At 63.3% G+C, this 24,149-nt stretch carries 16 protein-coding genes; 12 read left to right on the forward strand and 4 right to left on the reverse strand.

The annotated features are described in order from the left end of the window. Window position 1: 1 nt before the first annotated feature. Window positions 2-913 (reverse strand): EamA family transporter, encoded by a 912-nt coding sequence (locus tag B0G81_RS31780; RefSeq protein WP_134140899.1) that lies wholly within the window; start codon window positions 911-913, stop codon window positions 2-4. A 126-nt stretch (window positions 914-1,039) separates the two neighbouring features. Between B0G81_RS31780 and B0G81_RS31785 the strand changes: the two genes are divergently transcribed. The 3 genes from B0G81_RS31785 (at window position 1,040) to B0G81_RS31800 (ending at window position 4,690) form a co-directional block, all read left to right on the forward strand. After that, window positions 1,040-1,969: a LysR family transcriptional regulator gene (locus B0G81_RS31785; RefSeq protein WP_134140901.1), complete on the forward strand. Its 930-nt coding sequence runs from the start codon at window positions 1,040-1,042 to the stop codon at window positions 1,967-1,969. A 93-nt stretch (window positions 1,970-2,062) separates the two neighbouring features. Then, entirely contained in the window at window positions 2,063-3,154 is a 1,092-nt protein-coding gene (locus B0G81_RS31790) for an asparaginase (protein ID WP_134140903.1), read from the forward strand. Window positions 3,155-3,493: 339 nt separating this feature from the next. Beyond that, complete coding sequence (locus B0G81_RS31800) at window positions 3,494-4,690, forward strand: IS4 family transposase (protein ID WP_134140905.1); 1,197 nt, start codon at window positions 3,494-3,496, stop codon at window positions 4,688-4,690. 112 nt (window positions 4,691-4,802) lie between these two features. On the opposite strand, the gene B0G81_RS31805 is transcribed toward B0G81_RS31800, so the two are convergent. After that, window positions 4,803-5,780: a chemotaxis protein gene (locus B0G81_RS31805; RefSeq protein WP_134140907.1), complete on the reverse strand. Its 978-nt coding sequence runs from the start codon at window positions 5,778-5,780 to the stop codon at window positions 4,803-4,805. Window positions 5,781-6,192: 412 nt separating this feature from the next. Between B0G81_RS31805 and B0G81_RS31810 the strand changes: the two genes are divergently transcribed. The 3 genes from B0G81_RS31810 to B0G81_RS31820 all read left to right on the forward strand — a co-directional run bounded on the left by B0G81_RS31810 (window position 6,193) and on the right by B0G81_RS31820 (window position 9,791). Further along, window positions 6,193-6,762, forward strand: coding sequence for a DUF4142 domain-containing protein (locus tag B0G81_RS31810; protein WP_116116467.1), 570 nt, complete (start codon window positions 6,193-6,195; stop codon window positions 6,760-6,762). 169 nt (window positions 6,763-6,931) lie between these two features. After that, complete coding sequence (locus tag B0G81_RS31815; RefSeq protein WP_134140909.1) at window positions 6,932-8,656, forward strand: tetratricopeptide repeat-containing glycosyltransferase family protein; 1,725 nt, start codon at window positions 6,932-6,934, stop codon at window positions 8,654-8,656. 109 nt (window positions 8,657-8,765) lie between these two features. After that, window positions 8,766-9,791 carry an aldo/keto reductase gene (locus B0G81_RS31820; RefSeq protein WP_134140911.1) on the forward strand — a complete coding sequence of 342 codons (1,026 nt, stop codon included), beginning with the start codon at window positions 8,766-8,768 and terminating at the stop codon, window positions 9,789-9,791. Window positions 9,792-10,052: 261 nt separating this feature from the next. Here the strand turns inward: B0G81_RS31820 and B0G81_RS31830 are convergent, their stop codons facing one another. Beyond that, on the reverse strand, window positions 10,053-10,796 hold the full coding sequence (locus B0G81_RS31830; protein ID WP_134140913.1) for an SDR family oxidoreductase: 744 nt from the start codon (window positions 10,794-10,796) through the stop codon (window positions 10,053-10,055). 162 nt (window positions 10,797-10,958) lie between these two features. On the opposite strand from B0G81_RS31830, the gene B0G81_RS31835 reads away from it, so the two are divergent. Further along, window positions 10,959-11,870: a LysR family transcriptional regulator gene (locus tag B0G81_RS31835; RefSeq protein ID WP_134140915.1), complete on the forward strand. Its 912-nt coding sequence runs from the start codon at window positions 10,959-10,961 to the stop codon at window positions 11,868-11,870. Here the strand turns inward: B0G81_RS31835 and B0G81_RS31840 are convergent. Next, a complete protein-coding gene (locus B0G81_RS31840) occupies window positions 11,783-12,850 on the reverse strand; it encodes a glutathione S-transferase family protein (RefSeq protein ID WP_243856662.1) in 1,068 nt (355 codons plus the stop codon). The genes B0G81_RS31835 and B0G81_RS31840 overlap by 88 nt on opposite strands. A gap of 229 nt (window positions 12,851-13,079) precedes the next feature. Between B0G81_RS31840 and B0G81_RS31845 the strand changes: the two genes are divergently transcribed. The 5 genes from B0G81_RS31845 to B0G81_RS31870 all read left to right on the forward strand — a co-directional run bounded on the left by B0G81_RS31845 (window position 13,080) and on the right by B0G81_RS31870 (window position 24,146). Then, a complete protein-coding gene (locus tag B0G81_RS31845; protein WP_134140916.1) occupies window positions 13,080-14,003 on the forward strand; it encodes a LysR family transcriptional regulator in 924 nt (307 codons plus the stop codon). A 126-nt stretch (window positions 14,004-14,129) separates the two neighbouring features. Then, window positions 14,130-14,447 (forward strand): single-stranded DNA-binding protein, encoded by a 318-nt coding sequence (locus tag B0G81_RS31850; RefSeq protein ID WP_106285001.1) that lies wholly within the window; start codon window positions 14,130-14,132, stop codon window positions 14,445-14,447. A gap of 235 nt (window positions 14,448-14,682) precedes the next feature. Beyond that, window positions 14,683-16,239, forward strand: a complete 1,557-nt coding sequence (locus B0G81_RS31860) for an amino acid racemase (RefSeq protein WP_134140918.1) — start codon at window positions 14,683-14,685, stop codon at window positions 16,237-16,239. A 265-nt stretch (window positions 16,240-16,504) separates the two neighbouring features. After that, on the forward strand, window positions 16,505-22,441 hold the full coding sequence (gene uvrA / locus B0G81_RS31865) for an excinuclease ABC subunit UvrA (protein ID WP_134140920.1): 5,937 nt from the start codon (window positions 16,505-16,507) through the stop codon (window positions 22,439-22,441). Window positions 22,442-23,480: 1,039 nt separating this feature from the next. After that, window positions 23,481-24,146 carry an energy transducer TonB gene (locus B0G81_RS31870; RefSeq protein ID WP_134143267.1) on the forward strand — a complete coding sequence of 222 codons (666 nt, stop codon included), beginning with the start codon at window positions 23,481-23,483 and terminating at the stop codon, window positions 24,144-24,146. The last annotated feature ends 3 nt before the right edge of the window (window positions 24,147-24,149 follow it).

Consider the following 24,149-nt stretch of genomic DNA (forward strand, 5'->3'; position numbering starts at 1 on the left):
TTCAGGCCTGCGCGGCGCTCACGCGCAGCGCGGTCCATCGCACCGTCGCCAGAATCGATGCCGCAACGATCAATGCCCCGCCGACCCACGCGGTCACGGAAATCCGCTCGCCCAACCAGATGCAGGCAAACAATGCCCCAAACGCCGGTTCGCTGCCCATCAGCAACGAGACGCGCGTCGGGCTGCTGCGCTTGATCGCGAAGTTCTGCGCGAAGAACGCGAACAGCGTGCACGCGATCACCAGATAACCGACATAGCCCCAGAACGCCGCATGATCCGCAATCGAGGGCACACGCTGCCACTGCTGCGGCGCGAACAGCCAGGCGGCCGAGGCGCTGCCGAACGCCACCACGCCAGACTGAACCGCTGTCACCGACAGCGGCGGCAGCGCCGAATCGCGCATCACGCGTTTGGTCACACACACCGTCAACGCTCGCAACAGCGCGGCAAGCAGAATCAGCGCGTCGCCGGGATTGAGGCTCAGTTCACCGTCGCCGGCGAGCAGCCATGCGCCCAGCAGCGAAAGCGCCACCGTCAGCCATTCGATGCGGCTCGGCTTGCGCTTGAGCAGCAACCATTCGACGAGCGGCGTCAACACCACGCACAAGCTGATCAGAAACGCGGCGTTGGCCGCACGCGTCATCAGGATGCCGAAGGTTTCGCACAGAAAGATGCCGAGCAGCAGCACGCCGGCGACCAGCACGCCGCGCAGCGTGCGGGCGTCGGCCGCGCGCAGGTGGCGCAGGGCAGGTGACAGGATCACGAAAGTGATGCCGAAGCGCAGCGCAAGCAAACCGAGCACCGGATAAAACACCAGCGCGCTTTTGACGACCCCGTAACTGGTGCCCCACACGACGGCGACGGCGAGCAGCATCAGATCGGACAACATGAGCAGGCGTTCTTGTTTCGACATGGACGGGCCTCCAGCTAATAAGGCCGTATTGTCGAACTTTGCGCCAAGCGTGATAATCGGGTCTCGACGCACAGCATTTGTGTCGAAAACGCATCAATGCATAACCACACTCACGGACCCGGAACGATGACCCCAAGCGAGCTTTTCGCCTTGCTGCCGGACATGGCGGTTTTTGCGCGCGTCGTCGACGCCGGCAACTTCTCGGTGGCGGCGCGGCAACTCGGCAGCACGCCGTCGACGGTCAGCCGTCAGATCAAGCGGCTCGAAGACGCGCTGTCGAGCCGGTTGCTGGAGCGTTCCACGCGCACGGTGCGGGTGACGGAATCGGGCGCTCAGGTGGTGCGATTCTGTCGCGACATGGTGAGCGCCGCGTCGGGCGCGGTCGACGCCGCCGGGCAATTGGCGGGCAGGCCGCAAGGCAAGGTGAGCGTGAGCGCGCCGACCCAGTTCGCGAGGTCGGTGATCCACCCGCTGATTGCCGGCTTCTTGCGCGCTTACGACGAAGTGGACCTGCAACTCCTGTTCACCGATCACGACGTCGACCCGCTCGCCGACGATGTCGATCTGGTGATCCGCCTGACCGAGCATCCGCCACAGGGACTCGCGGGGCGCCGGTTGGGCGCGGTGCGCTGGCTGCTGGTGGCGACGCCGGCGTATTTGCGTGAGCGCGGCACACCGGCGCAGCCACGCGATCTGCAGAAGCACGCCTGCATTCACCTGGGCGAGACCGCCGACGACAACCGTTGGCGCTTTCGCCGCGGCACGGAGACACAGAGCGTCGACGTGAAGGGTCGCTACATTGCCAATCATGCCGGCGCGCGACTCGAAGCCGCGCTGCAGGACTTCGGCATAGCGTGTGTACCGGAATTTGCAGCCGTTGAATCGCTGCAGAGCGGCGAACTCGTGCAGGTGCTGCCCGACTGGAATCTCGAAGCGCGCGCCTACGTCGGTTCGGTGTGGCTGCTGTATCCACCGAATCGTTTTCTGCCGCCGAAGGTGAGGGCATTGATCGACTACCTCGTCGAGCATCTTCACGACACGCTCGATACCGCATGAGAACCACCGCGCGCGCGACGAAAGTGGAATCGCCCGCGTAATTCATGATTCAATGCAGTCCCAGTGATTCGATCGATGACGAGGAGAACCAGCATGAGCACGCGCGAAACCGGGCCGATTGCGGCGACTGTCTACCGTGGCGCTTCGGTTGAGAACACACATGTGGCGCACGTCGCGGTGGTCGATGCGAGCGGCCGCGTATTGGCGTCATTCGGCGATCCGTCACGCGTGACGCTGGCGCGTTCCGCGGCGAAGCCTGCGCAAGCGTTGGCGGTGTTAGAGACCGGCGCACTGGAGCGTTTCGGTTTTGACGAAGCCGACCTTGCGCTGATGTGCGCCTCGCACAGTAGCGAAGCGCGCCACATCGAACGCACGCGGCAGATGCTGGCCAAGGCGCAGGCGAGCGAAGCCGATTTGCGCTGCGGCGGCCATCCGCCGTTATCCGACGCCGTCTACGTCGACTGGCTCAAACGCGACTTCAAGCCGGACGGCGTATGCAGCAACTGCTCCGGCAAACACGCGGGCATGCTGGCCGGCGCGCAATCGATCGGCGCATCGATGGAGGGTTATGAGCGGCCCGATCACCCGATGCAGGTGCGCGTAAAACACACGGTCGCGGACGTCTGCGATTTACCCGACGAAGCGGTGCAATGGGCGACAGACGGCTGCAATCTACCAACACCGGCTTTTCCGCTCGATCGCCTCGCACGCCTGTTCGGAAAACTGGCCGCCGCACAAGACGACGTATCGTCGAACGCACGGTCCGTCACAGCGCGCACGACGGCGCTCGCCCGAATCTACCGCGCGATGACAACGTATCCCGAATGGGTAGCGGGCGAGGGCCGTTTCTGCACGCAGCTGATGCGAGCTTTCGACGGCGCGCTGGTCGGCAAGGTCGGCGCGGACGGCAGCTACGCGATAGGCGTCCGTGCATCGGAGCAGACAAAGAAGGCGGGCGCGCAAGGCGCGCTGGGCCTGGCGATAAAAGTCGAGGATGGTAACGCCGGCATACTGTACGCGCTAGCCGCGGAAGTACTCGCGTTACTAGACATCGGAACGCAGGAGCAACGAGCGAAACTCGCGGCGTTCCACGCCCCGAAGATGTTGAACACAATGGGCATCCAAACGAGCCGAATAACATACTCGATCGCACTCACCCGCGCACCGAACGCCGCCGCTCGCTGAACGACCGCAACGGCGCGCGCAGCGCCGCCGGAAGAATGACGCCCTTGTCACCGAGGCGGAATGTGCGAGAGCACAGATTCCAGATGCACCACTACCGCGGCTGCGCGGGGGACCCGCTTATGGGCTGGCGGTGTAAAGCCGCTTTCTTTGCCTACTTTCTTTGCGGCAGGCAAAGAAAGTAGGTGCCGCCCCGCACAGCAATGCTCTCAACTTAAGCCTCGAAGGGCTTGTAAACGAGGCATGGCTCCGGTAAACTCGATCGCATAACTCACTGATAAATCAACGATATGAACTCAAATACGAGCGTCCTCAAGGCTTCTGGCTGAGTTCTCCGAATTCCTGTTCGATCCGGCGCTCGCCGATCGCGTGCGTCGTTCTCCCACCGCCTTTACCCGCAATCGCACACTGACCTTGCCGCGCATGGCCGCGCTGATGATGTCGGGCATGTGCGCCAGTGTGCAGGCCGAACTTGACGCGCTATTCGGCGCACTGGGAAGCCGCGGCGGGCGCACCCGCGCTGTGAGCGCACAGGCCTTCAGCAAGGCGCGACGGGGCGTGTCTGCCGAACTGTTCGAGCTGGCCCGCGCCCGCCTGATCTCGCTGGCCCAACCCCATATCGATTCGATGCGCTGGCACGGCCTGAGGCTGGTCGCCGCTGATGGCAGCCGCCTGCGTGTGGGCACGCGTCGCGGCCATGAACTGCGCGCCGATCACTACGCGTTTGCGCTATTCCTGCCGGGTTCCGAACTGACCCTGCACGCTGCACTTCATCCCGCCGACGGCGGCGAGCGGCAGATGCTGTTCGAAGCCCTCGATGTGCTGCAACCGCATACCGACCTGCTGCTGCTCGATCGCGGCTATATCGGCAACGCGATGGTGGCGGCGCTCGCACAGCGCGAAATCCCGTTCTGCATGCGCGTCGATGCGCGTAACTGGAAATGCGTCAGCGCCTTTGCCCGCAGCGGTAAAGCCGAGCGTGTGGTGACACTGGACGCGCCCAGCGAACTGGATGCCCGCGACTATGAACTGGCGCGTACGCCCACCACTGTTCGCCTGATCCGCGACGTCACGCCGGGCGGTCGCGTGCGGGTGCTGATGACCTCGCTGCTCGATGGCGGGCGTTATCCGGCGGCATCGTTCGGCGCGCTCTATCACCAGCGCTGGCGGGTCGAGGAAGCGTTCAAACGACTCAAGCACCGGCTGCGGCTGGAAGCCGTCACAGGCCTCGATTACCTGGCGTTACAGCAGGACTTCGGCGCAAAAATCCTCGCCGACAACCTGTTCACCCTGCTCAGCGATCTCGATGCGCCGCACGACGACAGACATGCCAGCCGTCCTAACCGGGTGTATGCACTGGGCGCACTCAAGCCCATCCTCGGCGCGTGTCTTCTGCGCATCCAGCGCTGCCTGGACGGCCTCGCCGGTGTGCTGGAAATGATCCAACAGACCCGATGCCGGATACAGCCCTCACGCTCCTATACAAGACCACCCAGAAAAGCCAAGCCCCACTTCCATCTCGCGTACAAACTCGCATGATCCAGCGGAGCTTAAGTTGAGAGCATTGCCCCGCACAGGGGCAACGCCAATAGACCACAAAGAACTCAAGGAAAGGCCAACAAAACTTAGGAAAACAGACAAAAAACCCCACTCAAGCAGCAACCCCACACCCCACAACCCCAACCGCATTCCGAATAGCATCCGCCAACTCCGCCGCAGCAAACTTCGCCACATACCCATTAGCCCCAGCATTCTTCACATGCGCCTCATTAGCAGCACCAGTAAGAGAAGAATGAATAATGACTGGAATATCCCTCATCCGCTCATCAGCCTTGATCTGCCGCGTGAGCATAAACCCATCCATCTCAGGCATCTCAAGATCCGTCAAAACAAGCGCAATGCTATCCTTGACACGAGTCCCATTAGCCTGCGCCTCACGCGCAACCTGCTGCAAAGTATTCCAAGCCTCTTCTCCAGTCTTGGTCATCACATAATCCGCGCCGATAGCACTCAAAGCCTGCTCAATAAGCTTCCGGGCAAACCCGGAATCATCCGCAGCAAGAATCTTCGCCCCGCGCGGAATCCCCAACGCATCACCAACCGAAGTCGGATCCACACTAGGATGCTGTGACGGAAACACATCCCGCAAAACCTGCTCGACATCGATCACTTGCGCCAAGCGTGAATCCCCGGTATTCCCATCGATCCGCGCAATGCTGGTAACCAGATTGCCCCCCGCCGCACCTTCGGCTGACAACACCTGATTCCACTCCAGCCGCACAATATCGTCGACCTCTTCAACCGCAAACGCCTGGGTCGATCGCGCAAACTCCGTCACCAGCAAAATATTCAGCCCGCGCGTGGGCTCACACCCCATCAGCCGCGGCAAGTCGATTACGGGAATGATCTGGCCGCGAATATCCACCGCGCCCATCACGAACGGCGACGAACCGGCGATCGGCGTAACCGTCGGCATCGTCGAGATTTCCCGCACCTTGAAGACGTTGATGCCATAAAGTTCGTGCGCGTCGCTACCGGGCACCGAGCCCAGGCGGTACAGCAACAACTCGAACTTGTTGGAACTCGTCAGATTGCTGCGTTCATCGTTCGCGCGGTTTTCTACTGCCATCGAATCTCTCCAGGATTGCGGTGCGTGTGATGCGCCATCCAACCGTGTCCTTCGATCCTGGCGCGCGCCCTACCTTTCTGTTATCGGCGCGGCGGACGGAAAGTTCAGCGATTCCGCACGGTTTTCCTTACATCCTCTGGTTAACACGCAACCGATATCGAGGACGCGAGGCGACACGAACACGTTGGCCGCAATACAGGCCTGTCAAGGCATTGATATGAAGGTTACCTGCCGTTACAGAAGCGACAGCGTCGTATCACATGCCGCGCGGCGTGCCTCATAGAATTCACAGCGATTAAAGCGTGGCGCCGTCAGCGGCCCGCAAGCTGACTGCAAGGAAATCGCGTAGTCGGCCCGACGCCTGGGACGCACACGCATCGTCGTCGTTTCGCTTCCACCCCAAGGAGAACGTATGATCCGCTTGCCTCTCGCCACTATCACCAGCGCCTGCATGGCTGGACTGCTCGTCGTCGCCGGCGCGGCCAACGCTCAAACAACGCCGGCGGCACCGGCAACGGCCGCGGCAGACGCCGGCCGTCTGCATGCCGCCGACCAGACGTTCATCGCGGACGGCACCAAGGCCGTCGCGACGCAACGCGACGCCGCGCGCATCGCGACCTCGCGCTCTACCGACCGCGACGTCAAGGCCTTCGCGGAGCGCGTCTCCACTGACAACGCGAAAATCTCCGACGCACTGCGTGCGGCGAGCCCACGCGGCGTCGACGTGCCGAAGAACGATCCCGACGCAGCCGTGCTCGCGAGCATCAACAATCTGCGTGGCGCCGATTTCGACAAGGCGTATATCGAACAGGTCGCGCTCGCCGGCGAACAGAAAGCGCTGTCGGCATTCCAGGCGGAAATCGCGTCGGGCCGCGACGAGCAGTTGAAGGATGCGGCGAAGAAGGCATTGCCGACGATCCAGGAACACTACGCCATGGCACAGGATCTCGCCAAGCGTAAGCACCTGCCGACCGCCCAGTAAGCGGTTGAACGCGCGTCACGTTGCGGCGTGACGCGCGGCCGTCCGGATGCATGGTTTTCGGCGATAATCGGCTTTGCTCTTTCGAGTCCGCTGCGCGCCTGGTCTTGCACGGTGCCCGCAACCCGAAAGCTCTCACGATTTTCACGCGCATTCGATCGAAGCTCTCCGCATGAGCAAGCCCGCCAATTTGCCGCAACAGTTGGACCATATGCTTCGGCAAGCCGTCGCGCTTCAACAGAACGGCGCATTCGCCGAGGCCGAAGAACTCTATCGCGAGATTCTCGAACTCAAGCCCCGTCATTTCGACGCGCTGCAATTGCTCGGCGCGTTGGCGCTGCAAGCGGGCCGCCTGCAAGAGGGCGTCGAGTTGCTCAGAAAAGCGCTTGCCATCAACGCGAAACAGGCGCCGCTTCATTCGAATCTCGCCTATGCGTTGAACGCCTTGCAGCGTTTCGACGAAGCCCTCGCGAGCGCCGATCGCGCACTGGCTTTACAGCCGCAATTCCCCGACGCCCTGAATAACCGCGGCAACGCGCAAGCCGGTCTGAATCGTCCGCTCGATGCGCTCGGCAGTTTCGATCGTGCGATTGCACTGACGCCGGATTTCGCGCCGGCCTGGAACAATCGCGCGTGCGTGCTGCGCGATCTAGGGCGTCCCGCCGATGCGCTCGCAAGCTGCGATCACGCGCTCGCGCTGCAACCGAATTATCCCGACGCGTGGAGCAATCGCGGCAATGCGTTCAGCGACCTGAATCAGCCGGAGGAAGCGGAACACTGCTACCGTCGCGCGCTCGAGTTGGCACCGGTATTCGCCGATGCCTGGAACAACCTCGGCCTCACGCAGATCGATCTCAACCAGCACGCGCTCGCGCTCGTGAGTTACGAACGCGCACTAGCCGTGAATCCTGATGCTGCGGAAACGCATTGGAACGAAGCACTGTGCCTGCTGCAAATGGGACAGTTCGAAGCCGGCTGGCAGAAATATGAATGGCGCTGGGAGCGCAGCCGCATCAAGGCGAGCCGGCGCAGTTTTGCGCAGCCGCTGTGGCTGGGCGATTTTTCGATCGATGGCAAGACGATTCTGTTGCACGCGGAGCAAGGTCTCGGCGACACGCTGCAGTTCTGCCGCTATGCCGCGCAAGTGTCGAAACTCGGCGCGAAGGTCGTGCTCGAAGTGCCGCGCGAGTTGATGCGTCTCATGGCCACGCTCGACGGTGTGGACCAATTAATCGAAGCCGGCCAAACACTGCCGTCGTTCGATTGTCACTGTCCGCTGCTGAGTCTGCCGCTCGCATTCAGGACCGGCCTCGACAGCATTCCATCGGCAACGCCCTATCTTTTCGCGGACGTCGAAACGGTTCGCCAATGGCGCGACCGCCTTCACGCCCAAGCAGACGCGCGCCTCAAAGTCGGACTCGTGTGGGCGGGCGGAAACCGTCCGCATGTCGCGGAACTGCGCAAGAACGACGCGCGCCGTTCGATCGCTTTCGCGCAACTCACGCCGCTTCTCGACGTGCCGAACGTGCAGTTCTTCAGCCTGCAAAAAGGGCCGGCGGCGCGGCAACTCGACAGCGCCGCGCGGGGCGAACATGTGATCGACTACACGGAAGAACTCGACGACTTCGCGGACACCGCGGCATTGGTGGCGAACCTCGATCTGGTGATTTCCGTGGACACGTCCACCGCGCATCTGGCTGGCGCACTCGACAAACCGGTCTGGATTCTGAACCGCTTCGACACCTGCTGGCGGTGGATGCTGGAGCGCACGGATACGCCCTGGTATCCGCGCGCCCGGTTGTTCCGGCAACCGGCGCTCGGCGATTGGGACAGCGTGATGCAAGCCGCGCGTGATGCGCTGAACGCATGGGCAGTGGGCGCGGCGCATTCACGATAAAGACCCCGTTCGCACCCGCCACGATCCCTGCTCGCTGGCCGACGCGATTGCTCTGACGCGCGTAGACTGAACGTCCGTTTATCGACGGCTAAGCCATGGGGAGTTATCAATGGAATACAGACATCTGGGTGCGTCCGGTTTCAAGGTGCCGGTGCTGAGTTTCGGCACGGGCACGTTCGGCGGCAAGGGCGAGTTCTTCCAGGCGTGGGGCGCGACTGACGTCGCCGAAGCGCGGCGTCTGCTCGACATCTGCTTCGATGCCGGCGTCACCATGTTCGACACCGCGGACATCTATTCGACCGGCGCGTCCGAGTCGGTGCTCGGCGAGGCGCTCAAGGGCAAGCGCGACAAGGCGATCATCTCGACCAAGGCGACCTTCCGTTTCGACGACGGCCCGAACAGCGTCGGCTCGTCGCGTTTCCATCTGATCCGGGCCGTGGACTCGGCGCTCAAGCGTCTGCAGACTGATTACATCGATCTGTTCCAGTTGCACGGCTTCGACGCCAGAACGCCGATCGCCGAAGTCATGTCCACATTCGACGATCTGGTGCGCGCGGGCAAGATCCGCTACACCGGCGTGTCGAATTTTTCCGGCTGGCATCTGATGAAATCGCAGGACGTGGCGGATCGCTACGGCTATCCGCGCTATGTCGCGAATCAGACCTACTATTCGCTGGTCGGCCGCGATTACGAGTGGGAGTTGATGCCGCTCGGCGTCGATCAAGGCGTGGGCGCGGTGGTGTGGAGTCCGCTCGGCTGGGGGCGCCTCACCGGCAAGATCAAGCGTGGCCAGCCGCTGCCCGATTCGAGCCGCCTGCATAAAACCGCCGGCATGGGACCGCCGGTGCCGGACGAATATCTGTTCCGCGTGCTCGATGCGATCGATGAGATCGCGGCGGAAACCGGCAAGACCGTGCCGCAGATCGCGCTGAACTGGCTGCTGCAGCGGCCGACAGTGTCGACCGTGCTGATCGGCGCGCGCAATGAGGAACAGTTGCGGCAGAACCTCGGCGCGGTGGGTTGGAATCTGACGCCCGAGCAGATGGCGAAGCTCGACGAGGCGAGCGCCGTGCGTCCCGCTTATCCGTACTGGCATCAGGAAGGATTCGTGGAGCGCAATCCGAAGGCGGTGTAAGCGGGCCTTCGCCCGAAGGCAGGCTGGCTGAACATGCCGAGTTCGAGCGGATGCAACTGGATGCCCTGCGCTTTCGCGAACTCGCGCATCGTCGCGTAGACGATATGTCCGGCTTCGGCGAGAGACTATGCGCCGAGTTTGCCGATACCCGTAGCGGCGCCCGTCACGAAGGTGATCTGCTTCTGCATTTTTTTTCTCCGATCGATGAGAGTGGGGCGGCTCGCCGGAGCCCGCCCCCAGACAAAAAACGTATCGAGCGCGTCAGGCAATGCCGCCGTTGGCGCGCAGAATCTGGCCGTTGACCCAGCCCGCGTCCGAACCCGCGAGGAACGCCACCACCGATGCGATGTCGCCCGGCTGGCCGAGGCGTTGCAGCGGCGGCATCTTCGCGAAGGTCTGAATCTGTTCTTCGGTCTTGCCGTCGAGAAACAGCGACGTCGCGATCGGACCCGGCGCCACGGCATTGACGGTGATGCCGCGGCCGCGCAGTTCCTTGGCGAACACATGCGTGAACGCCTCGACGGCTGCCTTCGTCGCGTTGTAGATCGCATAGCCCGGCATGTTGAGCGCCAGCGTGGTGCTCGAAAAATTGACGATGCGGCCGCCGTTGTTCAGGCGCGCCGCAGCTTCGCGCAAGGTGTTGAAGGTGCCGCGTACGTTGATGTCGAAGGTCTGGTCGAAGAGCGCGTCGCTGGTGTCGGCGAGCGGCACGGTCTTGAGCACGCCCGCGTTGTTGACCAGCACGTCCACCTTGCCGAGCCGCTGTTCAGTGAGTTCGAACAGCCGGCGCACCTCGTCGGCGTTCGATACGTCGGCTTTCACCGCGATGGCTTTGGCGCCGGCCGCCGTAAGTTCGGCGACGAGCTGCTCGGCTTCGGCCGAGCTGGATGCGTAATTGACCGCGACGGCGAAACCGTCCTTGGCCAGACGTTGAGCAACCGCTGCGCCGATGCCGCGCGATGCGCCGGTGACGATTGCGACCCGAGCGTTGTTGAGCATGTTCACGATTCGCTTCCTTGAGTCCGATGAGTGGGTGAGATGAATCATGGACGTTTTCGACACCTGGATAATCGGGTTAGACTGGGTATCACCATTCCATTTTCTTTAACAATAGGCCGCGCCGACCTCCCGACTGACGTCACACGCAGGCAACAACAGGCACCGACCATGGATCGTTTCGAGGAAATGCGGGTTTTCATCCGGATCGCCGAGCGGCAAAGCTTCACGCGCGCTTCGGATGATCTGCAGATCCCGCGCGCCACCGTCACCAACCTGATGAAGCGCATGGAGCAGCGGCTCGGCGCGCGGCTGCTCGAACGCACCACGCGCACGGTGCGTCTCACGCACGACGGCGAGGCGTACTACCGCCGCTGCGTGCGTCTCATTGCCGACATGGAGGAGGCCGAGGGCTCGTTTTCGAACCTCGCGCCGAAGGGTTTGTTGCGGGTGAATTTGCAGGGCACGCTGGCGCGGCATTTCGTGGTGCCCGCGCTGCCGGCGTTTCTCGCGCGCTTTCCGGGCATCGAACTGACCATCGGCGAAGACGACCGGCTCGTCGATCTGGTGCGGGAAGGCGTGGACTGCGTGTTGCGCGCGGGCAATCTGCAGGATTCGTCGATGGTGGGGCGCCGCGTCGCGCAACTGGCGCAAGTGACGGTCGCGAGTCCGGCGTATCTCGCCGCGTTTGGCGAGCCGGCCGAGCCCTCGGCGCTGTCCACGCATCGGGCGGTCAACTACGTGTCGAGTGCGACCGGCAAGGCCGTGCCGCTCGAATTCAGCGTGGCGGGCCGCGAGGTGGCGATGGTCCTGCCGTCGGCGGTATCGGTGAGCGGCACCGAGCTCTATACCGGCTCGGCGCTCGCCGGGCTCGGCATCGTGCAGGTGCCGCAATACCGGGTGGCGGCCGAACTGGCGACGGGGCGGCTAAAAATCATCCTTGCGGACTTTCCGCCGCCGCCCATGCCGGTGTCCGTGCTGTATCCGCAGAACCGTCAGTTGTCGTCGCGGGTGAGGGTGTTCGCGCAGTGGCTGCGTGATATTTTCGAAGCGGCTGCGGCGACGTCGGGCGGCGCGCTGTGAACGCGCTCGCTTAGGCCGCCGTGCGGCGCGGAGAAATCCTGAACCGGGCCGAGCGGCACGATGCCGGTCGGGTTGATGCCGCGATGGCTCTCGTAATAATGCTGTTTGATATGCGCGAAATCGACGGTCTGCGCAATGCCGGGCAACTGGTAGATGTCGCGCGTGTAGGCGGACAGATTCGGGTAATCGGCGATGCGGCGCAGATTGCACTTGAAGTGGCCGACATACACGGCGTCGAAGCGGATCAGTGTCGTGAACAGCCGGATATCGGCTTCCGTGAGCTGCGCGCCAGTCAGATAGCGCTGTGTGGCGAGTTGCGCTTCGAGCCAGTCGAGCGTTTCGAACAGCGGCGTAACGGCTTCTTCGTAGGCTTGCTGCGTGGTGGAAAAGCCGGCCTTGTAGACGCCATTGTTCAGCGTGTCGTAAACGCGCGCATTGATCGCGTCGATTTGCGGACGCAACGGCGCCGGATAAAAATCGCCGGGCTTCGTGCCGATGCCGTCGAACGCCGAATTCAGCATGCGAATGATTTCCGACGATTCGTTGCTGACGATCGTGGCCCGTTGTTTGTCCCACAGGATCGGCACCGTGACGCGGCCGCTGTAGTGAGGATCGGCAGCGGTATAGACCTGGTGGAGCAGCTTTGCGTGATTGACGCTGTCGGGCACGACGCCGGGGCCGTCCGCGAAGGTCCAGCCGTTCTCCAGCATCAGCCAGTGCACGACCGAGACGTCGATCATTGCTTCGAGGCCCTTGAGCGCCCGCATGATCAAGGTGCGATGCGCCCACGGGCAGGCGAGGCTCACGTACAGGTGGTAGCGTCCCGCTTGCGCTTCGAAGCCGCCGCTGCCGCTCGGACCCGGCGAGCCGTCGGCGGTGACCCAGTTGCGGAACGCCGCGTCCTTGCGCACGAAACGGCCTCCGGTCGAGTGGGTGTCGTACCAGCGGTCCTGCCATTTCCCGTCCACTAAAAGTCCCATGTCGCTGCTCCTTGTGCGTGCGCGTCGGCATGCTACGGCCGTGCGCAATGAATGTTCCAGACGCGGCGCCGGCGGCGTTTGCGGTGACGCGTCGGCGGCTCGTGCGGCTTTTCCGAAAGCTTACGCGAACTGTGCTCGCCGCCGACGTTGCCGTCATATCACCATAGTGGACTGGCGTCGACGCTTTGCCGTACCATCGTTTCGTCGAACTCGTTCGAAGGAATGGAACATGTTGTCGGAAGACGAACTGGCTTTGCTCGACGCGATTCGCGAGACCGGCAGCCTGTCGCGCGCGGCGGCGCGTCTCGGCAAGGCGCCGTCCACGGTCTCGCACGCCGCCCGGCAACTGGAGACGCGCTTCGACGCGCTGCTGTTCGACCGGCGTCGCTACCGCTTGCAACTCACGCCCGCCGGCCAGCTTCTCGCGGATGAAGCCGCGCGTCTGATGCTCGACATGTCGCGCATGACGCAGCGCGTGAAGCAGATTGCGAGCGGCTGGGAAGACCGTCTCTGGATCGTCACGGACGAGATCATCGAATTCGAACTGCTGATGCCGGTGGTGCGCACATTCGATGCGCTGAACTCCGGCGTCAAGCTGCGCTTTACGCACGAAGTATTGAGCGGCACCTGGGAGGCGCTGCGCGACGGCCGCGCGGATCTGATCGTGGGCGCGACCAACGAGCCGCCGGCGATTCCCGGCCTGCGCTGGTTCGAACTCGGCGTGATGGAATGGGTGTTCGCGGTGTCGCCGCGCCATCCGTTAACGGCCGTCGAGGGACCGCTCGGCCGCGAACGAATCCTCGAACATCGCGCGGTGGTGGTGGCAGATTCATCGCGTGCGACGGCGGGGCGTGCTTACGGTTTGATCGGCGGACAGGCGTCGCTGGCCGTGCCGTCAATGCGCGCAAAAATCCTGGCGCAGCGCGACGGCCTGGGCGTGGGCTGGTTACCGCGTCAGCGCGTCGCATCGCTATTGAAGCAGGGCGAACTGATCGAAAAGGCCACGGCCGATCCGCGCGAACCGAACGTGCTGTACGTTGCGTGGCGCGGCGATCATGAAGGGCGCGCATTGCAGTGGTGGCTCGAACAGTTGCGCCAGCCGCGGCTGGCGAAGCGCCTTGTGCGCGGCGTCGATATGACGATCGGCGCGTGACGCCCACGCCGTTGGTTCGCGCCTGAGCGGCGTTTTTATGCAGCCACAGCCGCTTCTCGTGGGATCATACGCGCCGTGCTGGGCGATTCTGCTTTCCGCACGGTACGCAACAAGAGGAGCAGGGCGATGATCGATGGACTGGTGGGCGGGCGGTTGTACGGCGAGGCGCAGATTCGCACGGGGCAGAACGGCAGGCGTTTCGTGACCTGCAAGGTGCGCGCGGCCACCAACGACGGCGACACGATTTTCGTCAACGTAATCGCCTTCGACGACGACGTGCAAACCGCGCTGCTCGCATTGAGCGACGCGGACAGCGTCGCGCTGAGCGGCACCTTGACGCCGAAAGTCTGGACCGACAAGAACGGGCTCGTCAAACCGGCCGTGGACATGGTCGCCCACAAGCTGCTGACGGCTTACGAAGGCCGCCGCGAAGCGGACGAATGAGCGCTGCCCGGCGGCTTGCCGCCGGCGTCCCTCAGATACTCGACGAAGCGGTCCGCCACAGGTTCCGCGTCGCCGCTCCGGCGCACTGCGCGATGATCAGATCGGGAACACGAGGTAATTCGTCGGTCGTGGTTAACCCCATGTCATAGTCCGCCCACATAATGTCATCCTCAACCGCGCAAAAGCCGCCTACCATCAAGGCGGGCGGCAAAAAAAAACGTCGGGGGAATTCATCATGAATCGCTATCGTTCGCTTGGCGTAGTGACGGGCGCGGCGCAGCTCGCCAGCGCCGATGTTCTGTGCCGCTTGACCGCTGCCTGGGACCGGCCAGGCGCGGCGCGGCCCTACGATCTGATTCTCGAGCAGCGGTCCTGGCAAGGGCCGGCCTCGCAGAGCGAGGCGAACGTCCAGTTCAAGATTCACGTGTTCGACACCATGCGCGCGTTTGAAAAGCGCGGCGTCGAGGCAATCGTGCTGCCGTGTTTCCTGAGCCATACCTTCATCGATGAACTCTCGGCGAACGTCGTCGTGCCGGTCGCCAACATCATGACGGCGCTGTCGGCGCACGTGCTCCGCGCGTTTCCGTCGGTGCGGCGGATCGGCGTGCTGACTTCGGACGTCATCCGCGATAACGGTCTTTTCGAGCGTTATTTCGACGCCACGCGGTTCGACGTGCTGCATCCACGCAACGAGGCGGGCGTCGATTGCGTGACGAGCGCCGTCTATGGCGATGAAGGCATCCGCAACGGCCGTCTCCATGGAGGCCCGGTCGAGTTGCTGCGCGCGGCGTGCGCGGACCTCATCGCACAGGGCGCGGAAATCATTCTGCCGGGCCTCGCTGAAATCGCGCTGGTCGCGCGCGCGCTCGGCCGACTCGACGTGCCGCTCGTCGACGCCAATCTGGTCTACGCGCGCTATGTCGCGGCAGCTCAGTTTTCGCAGCACGAGCGGCGCTTCAAGGTGGGCGTGTTGGGCGGCGTCGGGCCGGCGGCAACGGTCGACTTTCTGGGCAAGCTGGTGCGCAATACGCCCGCCGCGTGCGATCAGGACCACATCAAGATCATGGTCGAGCAGAATCCGCAGATTCCGGATCGCACGGCCGCGCTGCTCGGTAACGGGGACGACCCGACGCTCGCACTGTATGCCGCCTGCAAGACGCTCGAGGACGGCGGCGCGGATCTCATCGCGATTCCGTGCAATACGGCGCATGCGTTCGTCGAGCGGATCCAGCCGTCGCTCAGCATTCCGATTGTGAATATGCTGACCTGTACCGTGGATTATCTGCACGAGAACTTTCCGGGGCTGCGTGAAATCGGCGTGCTCGCCACTTCAGGGACACTAGCGAGCGGCGTCTATGAAAGGTCGCTTGAAGCGCGGGGGCTCGTGCAGGTTGCGCCCGGCGAGGCGGCGCAGGCGCGGCTGATGAATGCCGTCTATGGGCCGAAAGGCGCGAAGGCGGGCTTCACGTCGGGCGAGTGTTGCGACGATCTCGCCGCTGCCGTCGACGATCTGGTTGCGCAAGGCGTGCAGGTGATCGTGCTGGGCTGTACCGAGTTGCCGCTGTTGCTGCGCGATGCGACGCTGGCGCGCGCGGGTGGCCTGGTCGTCAGGCTGGTCGATCCGACCGAGGTGCTCGCCAGACGGTGCGTGGCGTATGCGCTGGGGGAAAGCGGTGCGCTGGATGCGACGCCGGCAGCTACGATGCTGTCAGTGGGCCGATCAGCGCGGAAAGCGTTTGGCGTCAACCGCGACGCGCTCGGGCCGACCTCTCGCCGGCTTGCAAAAGCCTAGCGCGACAGAGGCACCCACTCCCGCACCGCTTCAAGCGGCTCTAAACCCTTCTCGTCCCGATCGGCACAACGCTTGCTGCCGTGCTCAGCGGCGCGCGTTTTTCGCCGCCGGCCACCGCCTGACGCGCCTCCCAGGCACCGCCCTGCCGCGTCGTGGAAAACTGTATAAATATACAGTATAGTATCCCGTTGCGAGCAGGGCTCCGGCGTGCGTCTCCGCCGGCCGGCCGCACCGAACTTGCGCGGTCGCGAGGCGTCCGTGAGAGGTGGTCCACTCATTCAGACGGTCGGAAAAATTGGCATCTAACGGCAAACACGGCACAAACGGCACTATCAGGATTCGCGGCGCACGCCAGCACAACCTCAAGAACGTCAACCTCGACGTACGAACCGGCGAAATGACGGTCGTCACCGGCCCGTCCGGTTCCGGCAAGTCGAGCCTCGTGTTCGACACGCTGTATGCGGAAGGGCAACGGCGCTACGTCGAAACATTCAGCGCTTACGCCCGGCAGTTTCTCGACCGTATGGACCGGCCGCAAGTCGACCGTGTCGACGGCGTGCCGCCGGCCATCGCGATCGACCAGACCAATCCGGTGCGCAGTTCGCGTTCCACCGTCGGCACCATGACGGAGCTCAACGATCACCTGAAGCTGCTCTACGCGCGTGCCGCCGAACTGTTCGACCGCAAGACGGCTCATCAGGTGCGTCACGACACGCCGGAAACGATCTACGCGGAGTTGCTCGAACGCACGGCGGAGAACGAACCGAAACTCGTCGTCACGTTCCCGGTCGAGTTGCCGGAATCCGCGTCGGAGCAGGAAGTCGAGCAATGGCTATCGGCCAGCGGCTACACGCGCGTGCAGGCGCAGCGCGAAGTCGATTCGCCTACCGGCAAGCGCAAGCTGCTCGACGTGGTGGCCGACCGCTTCCGGCTTCGTTCGGTGGACAAGCAGCGGGTGGTCGAGGCAATCGAGGCCTCGCTCAAGCGCGGCGGCGGGCGCGTCAATATTTATGTGCTGCCGGCTTCGTCGGAAGGGCCGGAAAGTCAGGAAGCCGAACCGAAAATCTGGCGTTTCTCCACCGGCTTGCACAGTCCGGAAAGCGATCTGCGCTACGCCGACCCGCAGCCCGCGCTGTTTTCGTTCAACTCGGCGTACGGCGCGTGTGAAGTCTGCCGCGGCTTCGGGCGCGTGATCGGCGTCGACCTCGGGCTGGTGATTCCGGACGCGCGCAAGACGCTGCGCGACGGCGCGATCAAGCCCATGCAAACACCCGCATGGAAGGAGTGCCAGGACGATCTGATGCGCTACGCGGCGAAAGCCGATATCCGTCGCGGCACGCCGTGGGGCGAGTTGACGGACGCCGAGCGCGACTGGGTCATCAACGGCTCGCCGGACTGGAACGGCAAATGGCAAAGCCACTGGTACGGGGTCAAACGCTTTTTCGAGTATCTCGAATCGAAAGCGTACAAGATGCATATTCGCGTGCTGCTGTCCAAGTACCGCAGCTATACGCCGTGCGAAACCTGCGGCGGCGCGCGCCTGAAAACGGAATCGCTGTTGTGGCGCCTCGGCAGCAAGGCGAACGCGGACGAGGTGCTGCCGCCCGGCAAGCGTTTCCTGCCGCGCGGCGTCGACTGGACGCGCGGGCAACTCGAAGCGTTGCCGGGTCTGACCGTGCACGATCTGATGCTGATGCCGATCGAGCGCATCCGGCGCTTCTTCGACGAAATCAGCTTGCCGAGCGCCTTGCTCGACGACGCACTCAAACTGCTGCTCGCCGAAGTGCGCACGCGCCTCAAATATCTGTGCGACGTGGGCCTCGGTTATCTGACGCTCGACCGGCAAAGCCGCACCTTGTCGGGCGGCGAGGTGCAGCGGATCAACCTGACCACGGCGCTCGGCACCTCGCTCACCAAGACGCTCTTCGTGCTCGACGAACCGAGTATCGGTCTGCATCCGCGCGATCTGAACCGCATCGTCGAGGCCATGCACCGGTTGCGCGATGCGGGCAATACGCTGGTGGTGGTCGAGCACGATCCCTCGGTGATGCTCGCGGCGGATCGTCTGATCGACATGGGTCCGGGGCCGGGCGAGCGCGGCGGCTCGATCATTTACGACGGCGTGCCCGAGGCGATCCGTTCGTCAGGCACGCTCACTGGCGAGTACCTCGGCGGCCGGCGGCATGTGGCCGACGCGGCGCATTGGTCGCAGCGGCCGGTGGATGCCACCACGCCGCGCATCGTGCTCGAAGGCGCGACCGAACACAATCTGAGCGATGTGACGGTGGAGATTCCATTGGAGCGGCTCGTCTGCGTGACGGGCGTGTCGGGTTCCGGTAAATCCACGCTGCTGCAAGACGTGCTGTATCCGGCCATGGCGCGGCACTTCGGGCTCGCCACGGAATCGCCCGGCGCGTTCAGAAGCCTGAGCGGCGCCGATCAGGTCACCGACGTCGTGTTCGTCGACCAGTCGCCGATCGGCAAGACGGCGCGCTCGAATCCCGCGAGTTACGTCGGCGCGTTCGACGAAATCCGCAAACTGTTCGCCAAGGCGCCGCTCGCACAGCAGCGCGGCTACGGCCCGGGCATGTTCAGTTTCAATTCGGGCGAAGGCCGTTGCCCGACCTGCGGCGGCTCGGGTTTCGAACATATCGAAATGCAGTTTTTGAGCGACGTGTACCTGCGTTGCCCCGATTGCGACGGGCGCCGTTATCGCGCTGAACTGCTCGAAGTGAAGATCGAACGTGACGAACCGGCGCGCGCGCTGAGCATTGCCGACGTGCTGGAGTTGACGGTGAGCGAAGCCACCTCGTACTTCGCTAAAGACGCCGAAGTATTGCGCGTGCTGCAGCCGATCGTCGACGTGGGCCTCGAATATGTGAAGCTCGGCCAGCCGGTGCCCACGCTGTCGGGCGGCGAAGCACAGCGGCTCAAGCTCGCCGGTTTTCTCGCGGAATCGGCGCAGGCGCGGACCGCGCGCAGCGCGAAGCAAGCGGTCGCGAAACGTTTGTTCATGTTCGACGAACCGACCACCGGCCTGCATTTCGACGACATCGCCAAGCTGATGCAGGCGTTCGGCAAGCTGCTCGCAAGCGGTCATTCGCTGATCGTGATCGAACACAATCTCGACGTGATCCGCGCGGCCGACTGGTTGATCGACCTCGGTCCCGAAGGCGGCGACGGCGGCGGGCGCGTGCTGTGCGCCGGCACGCCGGAAGACGTCAAAACATGTCCGGAGTCGCATACCGGCGAAGCGCTGCTGCAATACGACCGCGCCATGGGCGCGGCGGCCGAACCGGCGTCGCAAGGCATTCCGCTGCAAAAGGCGCTGAGCGCCGCGCGCGCGCGCCGGGCGATCGAAGGCGAGGACGTGGTGCGCATCGTCAACGCGCGCGAGCACAATCTGAAATCGCTGGACGTGGACATTCCGCACGGCAAATTCAACGTGATTACCGGCGTGTCCGGCTCGGGCAAGTCCACGCTCGCCTTCGACATTCTGTTCCACGAAGGGCAGCGCCGTTACCTCGAATCGCTGAACGCCTACGCGCGCTCCATCGTGCAGCCGGCGGGACGTCCCGAGGTCGACGCCGTGTACGGCATTCCGCCGACCGTCGCGATCGAACAGCGGCTCTCGCGTGGCGGCCGCAAGAGTACCGTGGCGACCACGTCCGAGGTGTGGCACTTCCTGCGTCTGCTGTACGTGAAGCTTGGTCTGCAGCATTGCATTCACGACGGCACGCCGGTCACGTCGCAGAGCGTCGAATCGATCGCGGCGCAGTTGCTGCGCGACCACAAGGGGCAGCATGTCGGTTTCCTTGCGCCGCTGGTCGTGAATCGCAAGGGCGTCTACACGGATCTGGCGAAGTGGGCAAAAGCGCGCGGCAATACTCATCTGCGTGTGGATGGCGAATTCGTGCCGGTGGACCCGTGGCCGAAGCTCGACCGTTTCCGCGAACATACGATCGAGTTGCCGGTGGCCGATCTCGTCGTGTCGCCGGACAATGAAACCGAACTGCGTCGGGCGCTCGATCAGACGTTGGAAGTCGGCAAGGGCGTGATGCATCTGCTGGCGCCGTTGGACGGGTTGCACGACGCGATCAGCGGTGGCCGCGCCACGGCGAAACTCGGCGCGGTGAAGGTGCTGTCCACCAAGCGCGCGTGTCCGACGTGCGGCACGAGTTATCCGGAACTCGATCCGCGCATGTTCTCGTACAACAGCAAGCATGGCTGGTGTACGACCTGCGTCGGCACGGGCCTCGCGCTCACGCGCGAACAACGCGCGGTGTACGACGATACGATCGTCGTCGACGACAATCGTGGCCGCGAACAAAGCCTGCCGTCGGAAGAGCAGGAGCCCGAAGGGCTTGTCGACGAACCGTGTCCGGATTGCGCCGGCACGCGTTTGAACCCCACCGCGCGCGCGGTCACGTTCGGCGCGCAGGCGATTGTCGATGTCGCGCAATGGACCGTGTCCGACACGCGCGCCTGGGTCGACACGCTGGAAATGACCGGTCGCGATGCGGAAATCGCGCGTGACGTGGTGAGCGAAATCGGCAGCCGTCTGCAGTTTCTCGAAGAAGTGGGGCTCGGCTATCTGAGTCTCGATCGTGCGGCGCCGAGCCTGTCGGGCGGCGAAGCGCAGCGCATCCGGCTTGCCGCGCAGCTCGGCAGCAACCTGCAAGGCGTCTGCTATGTGCTCGACGAACCGACCATTGGTCTGCATCCGCGTGACAACCAGATTCTGCTGAACGCGTTGCGCAAGCTCGGTGACAAGGGCAATACGCTGGTGGTCGTCGAGCACGACGAGGACACGATCCGCCGTGCCGATCACATCATCGACATTGGGCCGGGCGCGGGCAAACGCGGCGGCACGCTGGTCGCGCAGGGCAGTGTGGCGGATCTGTCGGCGCAGCCCGATTCGCTGACCGGACAGTTTCTTGCACAACCGATCGTGCATCCGCTGCAGCCGCGTCGCGAAGTGGTCGCGCCGGGCAAGCGCGCGGCCGCGGTGCCGGAGAACTGGCTGACCGTGCATGGTGGCAAGCTGCATAACCTGCGCAACGTTACGGTCGGCATTCCTTTGTCGCGACTCGTCGCGGTCACGGGCGTCAGCGGCTCCGGCAAGTCGACGCTTGCACGCGACGTGCTGATGACCAATCTGCTGGATGCCGTGGGGCGTTCGGTGTTGTCATCGCCGGCCACGCGGCGCGCGCGCGCCGCGGCCGAAGAAAAACCGGCAACGAACCGGCGCTCCAGCGTGCTGGCGCGCACGGCGCCGCGCGCGCCCTTGAACGTAACGCATGCATGGCAGGGCTGCGATTCGATCACGGGCTGGGAAACCATCGACCGGGTACTCGAGGTCGATCAAACGCCGATCGGCAAGACGCCGCGTTCGTGTCCGGCCACCTACATCGGCGTGTGGGACGCGATCCGCAAGCTGTTCGCCGGCACGCTCGAAGCGCGCGCGCGTGGCTACACGGCCTCGCGTTTCTCGTTCAATACCGGCGAAGGCCGTTGCCCGGCTTGCGAGGGGCAGGGCGTGCGCACCATCGGCATGAGCTTCCTGCCCGACGTGAAAGTGCCTTGCGATGTGTGTCACGGGCAGCGCTTCAATCCGGAGACGCTCGCGGTCACGTGGCGCGGCAAGAATATCGGCGACGTACTGACCATGGAGATCGACGAAGCCGTCGAATTCTTTGCGCCCATCACGAACATTGCTCATCCATTGCAGTTGATGAAAGACGTCGGGCTCGGCTATCTCACGCTGGGTCAACCGTCACCCACGTTGTCCGGCGGCGAGGCGCAACGGATCAAGCTCGTCACCGAATTGAGCAAGGTGCGCGACGACATCACGCGGCGCGGGCAGAAGCCGCCGCATACCTTGTATGTGCTGGACGAACCGACCGTGGGCCTGCATATGGCCGACGTCGCCAAGCTGATTAGCGTGCTGCATCGTCTCGCGGACGGCGGCCATAGCGTTGTCGTCATCGAGCACGATCTGGATGTGATCGCCGAGGCGGACTGGATCATCGACCTCGGTCCGGAAGGCGGCGTAGGCGGCGGGTCGATCGTCGCTGCTACGGATCCCGAAGGCTTGTCGCGCATTGCGGCGAGTCACACGGGCGCCGCGTTGCGGCCGGTTCTCGCGCGATCATCGCGCGACAACAACACTGTCGCGGCGGGAGAGGGCACGAACGGCTAATGCAGCAGAGCGGCGCGATCGAGGGCGCGCCGCTCCTGCCTGCTCGTTTATTTGTTTGTTGAACCCGCGGGAGTTCGCCGAGGCGTGATTCATGTCACTCTGGCGAGGCCATTCGGTCCGCGCGGAATTGCTCGGCTTGTCACGTTCACGTCGCGCCGACCTCGCTTGTCCCCGCCATCCTTCGCTTTGTCGGCTTAATGTAATTTATTGGAATTGTTTTGTAATTCAATTCAGCGTGTAATTGGGATGCGTATAAAGAGTGTCGTAAATACCGCTAAAAATATTTTTAAAGGTTTCTTCCCTTCTGCTATCGTCTCGCCGTCGGCGGCGGTCATACCCCCGCGCCGGATTACCACGACAACGTCCTGCCCACGATCCACGCAAGTCACGCTGCGAGGGCGTCTAAACGCCTGCCCACTGGGACCTCCGCATTCCGGTTTAGACGTTCGTCCGGTAGTTTTTCGTGCATCGATGCACGCCGGAAGTGCAGTAAATTCCCAATTGTCGGGCAGAAACATCCGAATGCTTATCTGCTCCACAAACGCTTATTCTTTTAAAGCGGCGCGAATTTGGCATGAGTTAGAGTTACCTCTCTAAACTAAGTATGCCGTCATCAAAAAAAGTTTGACCGTACATTTTTTGTCCTGCTATTGTTGCCTCCCATGAAACGCGTGTGACGTTTGCGCAAAAAGTTCCAGGCGCTACGAGTTATAGAGATCAGGTTCTCTCCAGCGTTCATGCAAGGCAGAAGCGAACGGCTCAAATTTAATCTATTAGTAGTTCTACTTAGATCGGTTATTCGGCTCGCATGACGCACGGCCACCGTCTTCCAGAGAGGCGTCCGTGTCGTCGGATCGGAGCCGGGCAGTGTCACGTCCGTTTTGGACTCCGAATCAAAGACCACTGGTTGCCAGATGGTTGAAGTGAATGCTGTTTGCGGCAGGTAAGCGCACTGCAGTTACAGAAATGGACGGTTCACGCCGGAGGAGTAAAGGTGGGTACGAAAGTCGAAGGGCATTTTCCGGCAGCAGCGGCCCGTATGGAGAGGCCAGGGCGCCCGCGCGAGTTTGGGCGCAAGCAGCAAAACCCAGTACGCCGCTTTGGCGGCATCGCAGTTGTTCTGCTTCTGCACATCGTGCTGATTTATGCGCTGATCAACGGCCTCGCCACCAAGGTCGTGCAGGTCATTCAGCATCCGATCGAAACGAAAATCATCGAACCGGTGAAGCCGCCGCCTCCGCCGCCATTGCCCACGGTGCAGTTGCCGCCGCCGAAGTTCGCGCCGCCGCCGCCATTCGTGCCGCCGCCGGAAGTGCAGGTGCAGACGCCGCCGCAGCAGCCGACTATTACGCATCAGGCCGCACCGGTCGTCTCGGCGCCCGCGGTGGCGCCACCCGCACCGCCGGCGCCGCCCGCGCCGACGAAGCCTGTGAGCACCGAAGTCGGAGTGGTGTGTCCGAACTCGGATCAGATCCGTTCGTCGATCCGCTACCCGAAGGAAGCGCAGGAAAACAACGTGACGGGTGATGTTGTTGTTGAATTCGTCGTCGACCCGCAGGGCCATATTACGAATGAACGCGTTGCCAAATCCTCGGACGACTCCTCACTGGATCGTGCCGCATTCAACGCAGTCAAGCAGTTCACGTGCGTTTCCCAAGGCCAGGCTGTCCGTGTGCAAGTTCCGTTCTCGTTTAACCTGAACTGAATT

Source organism: Paraburkholderia sp. BL6665CI2N2, assembly GCF_004366535.1.
Lineage (GTDB): Bacteria > Pseudomonadota > Gammaproteobacteria > Burkholderiales > Burkholderiaceae > Paraburkholderia.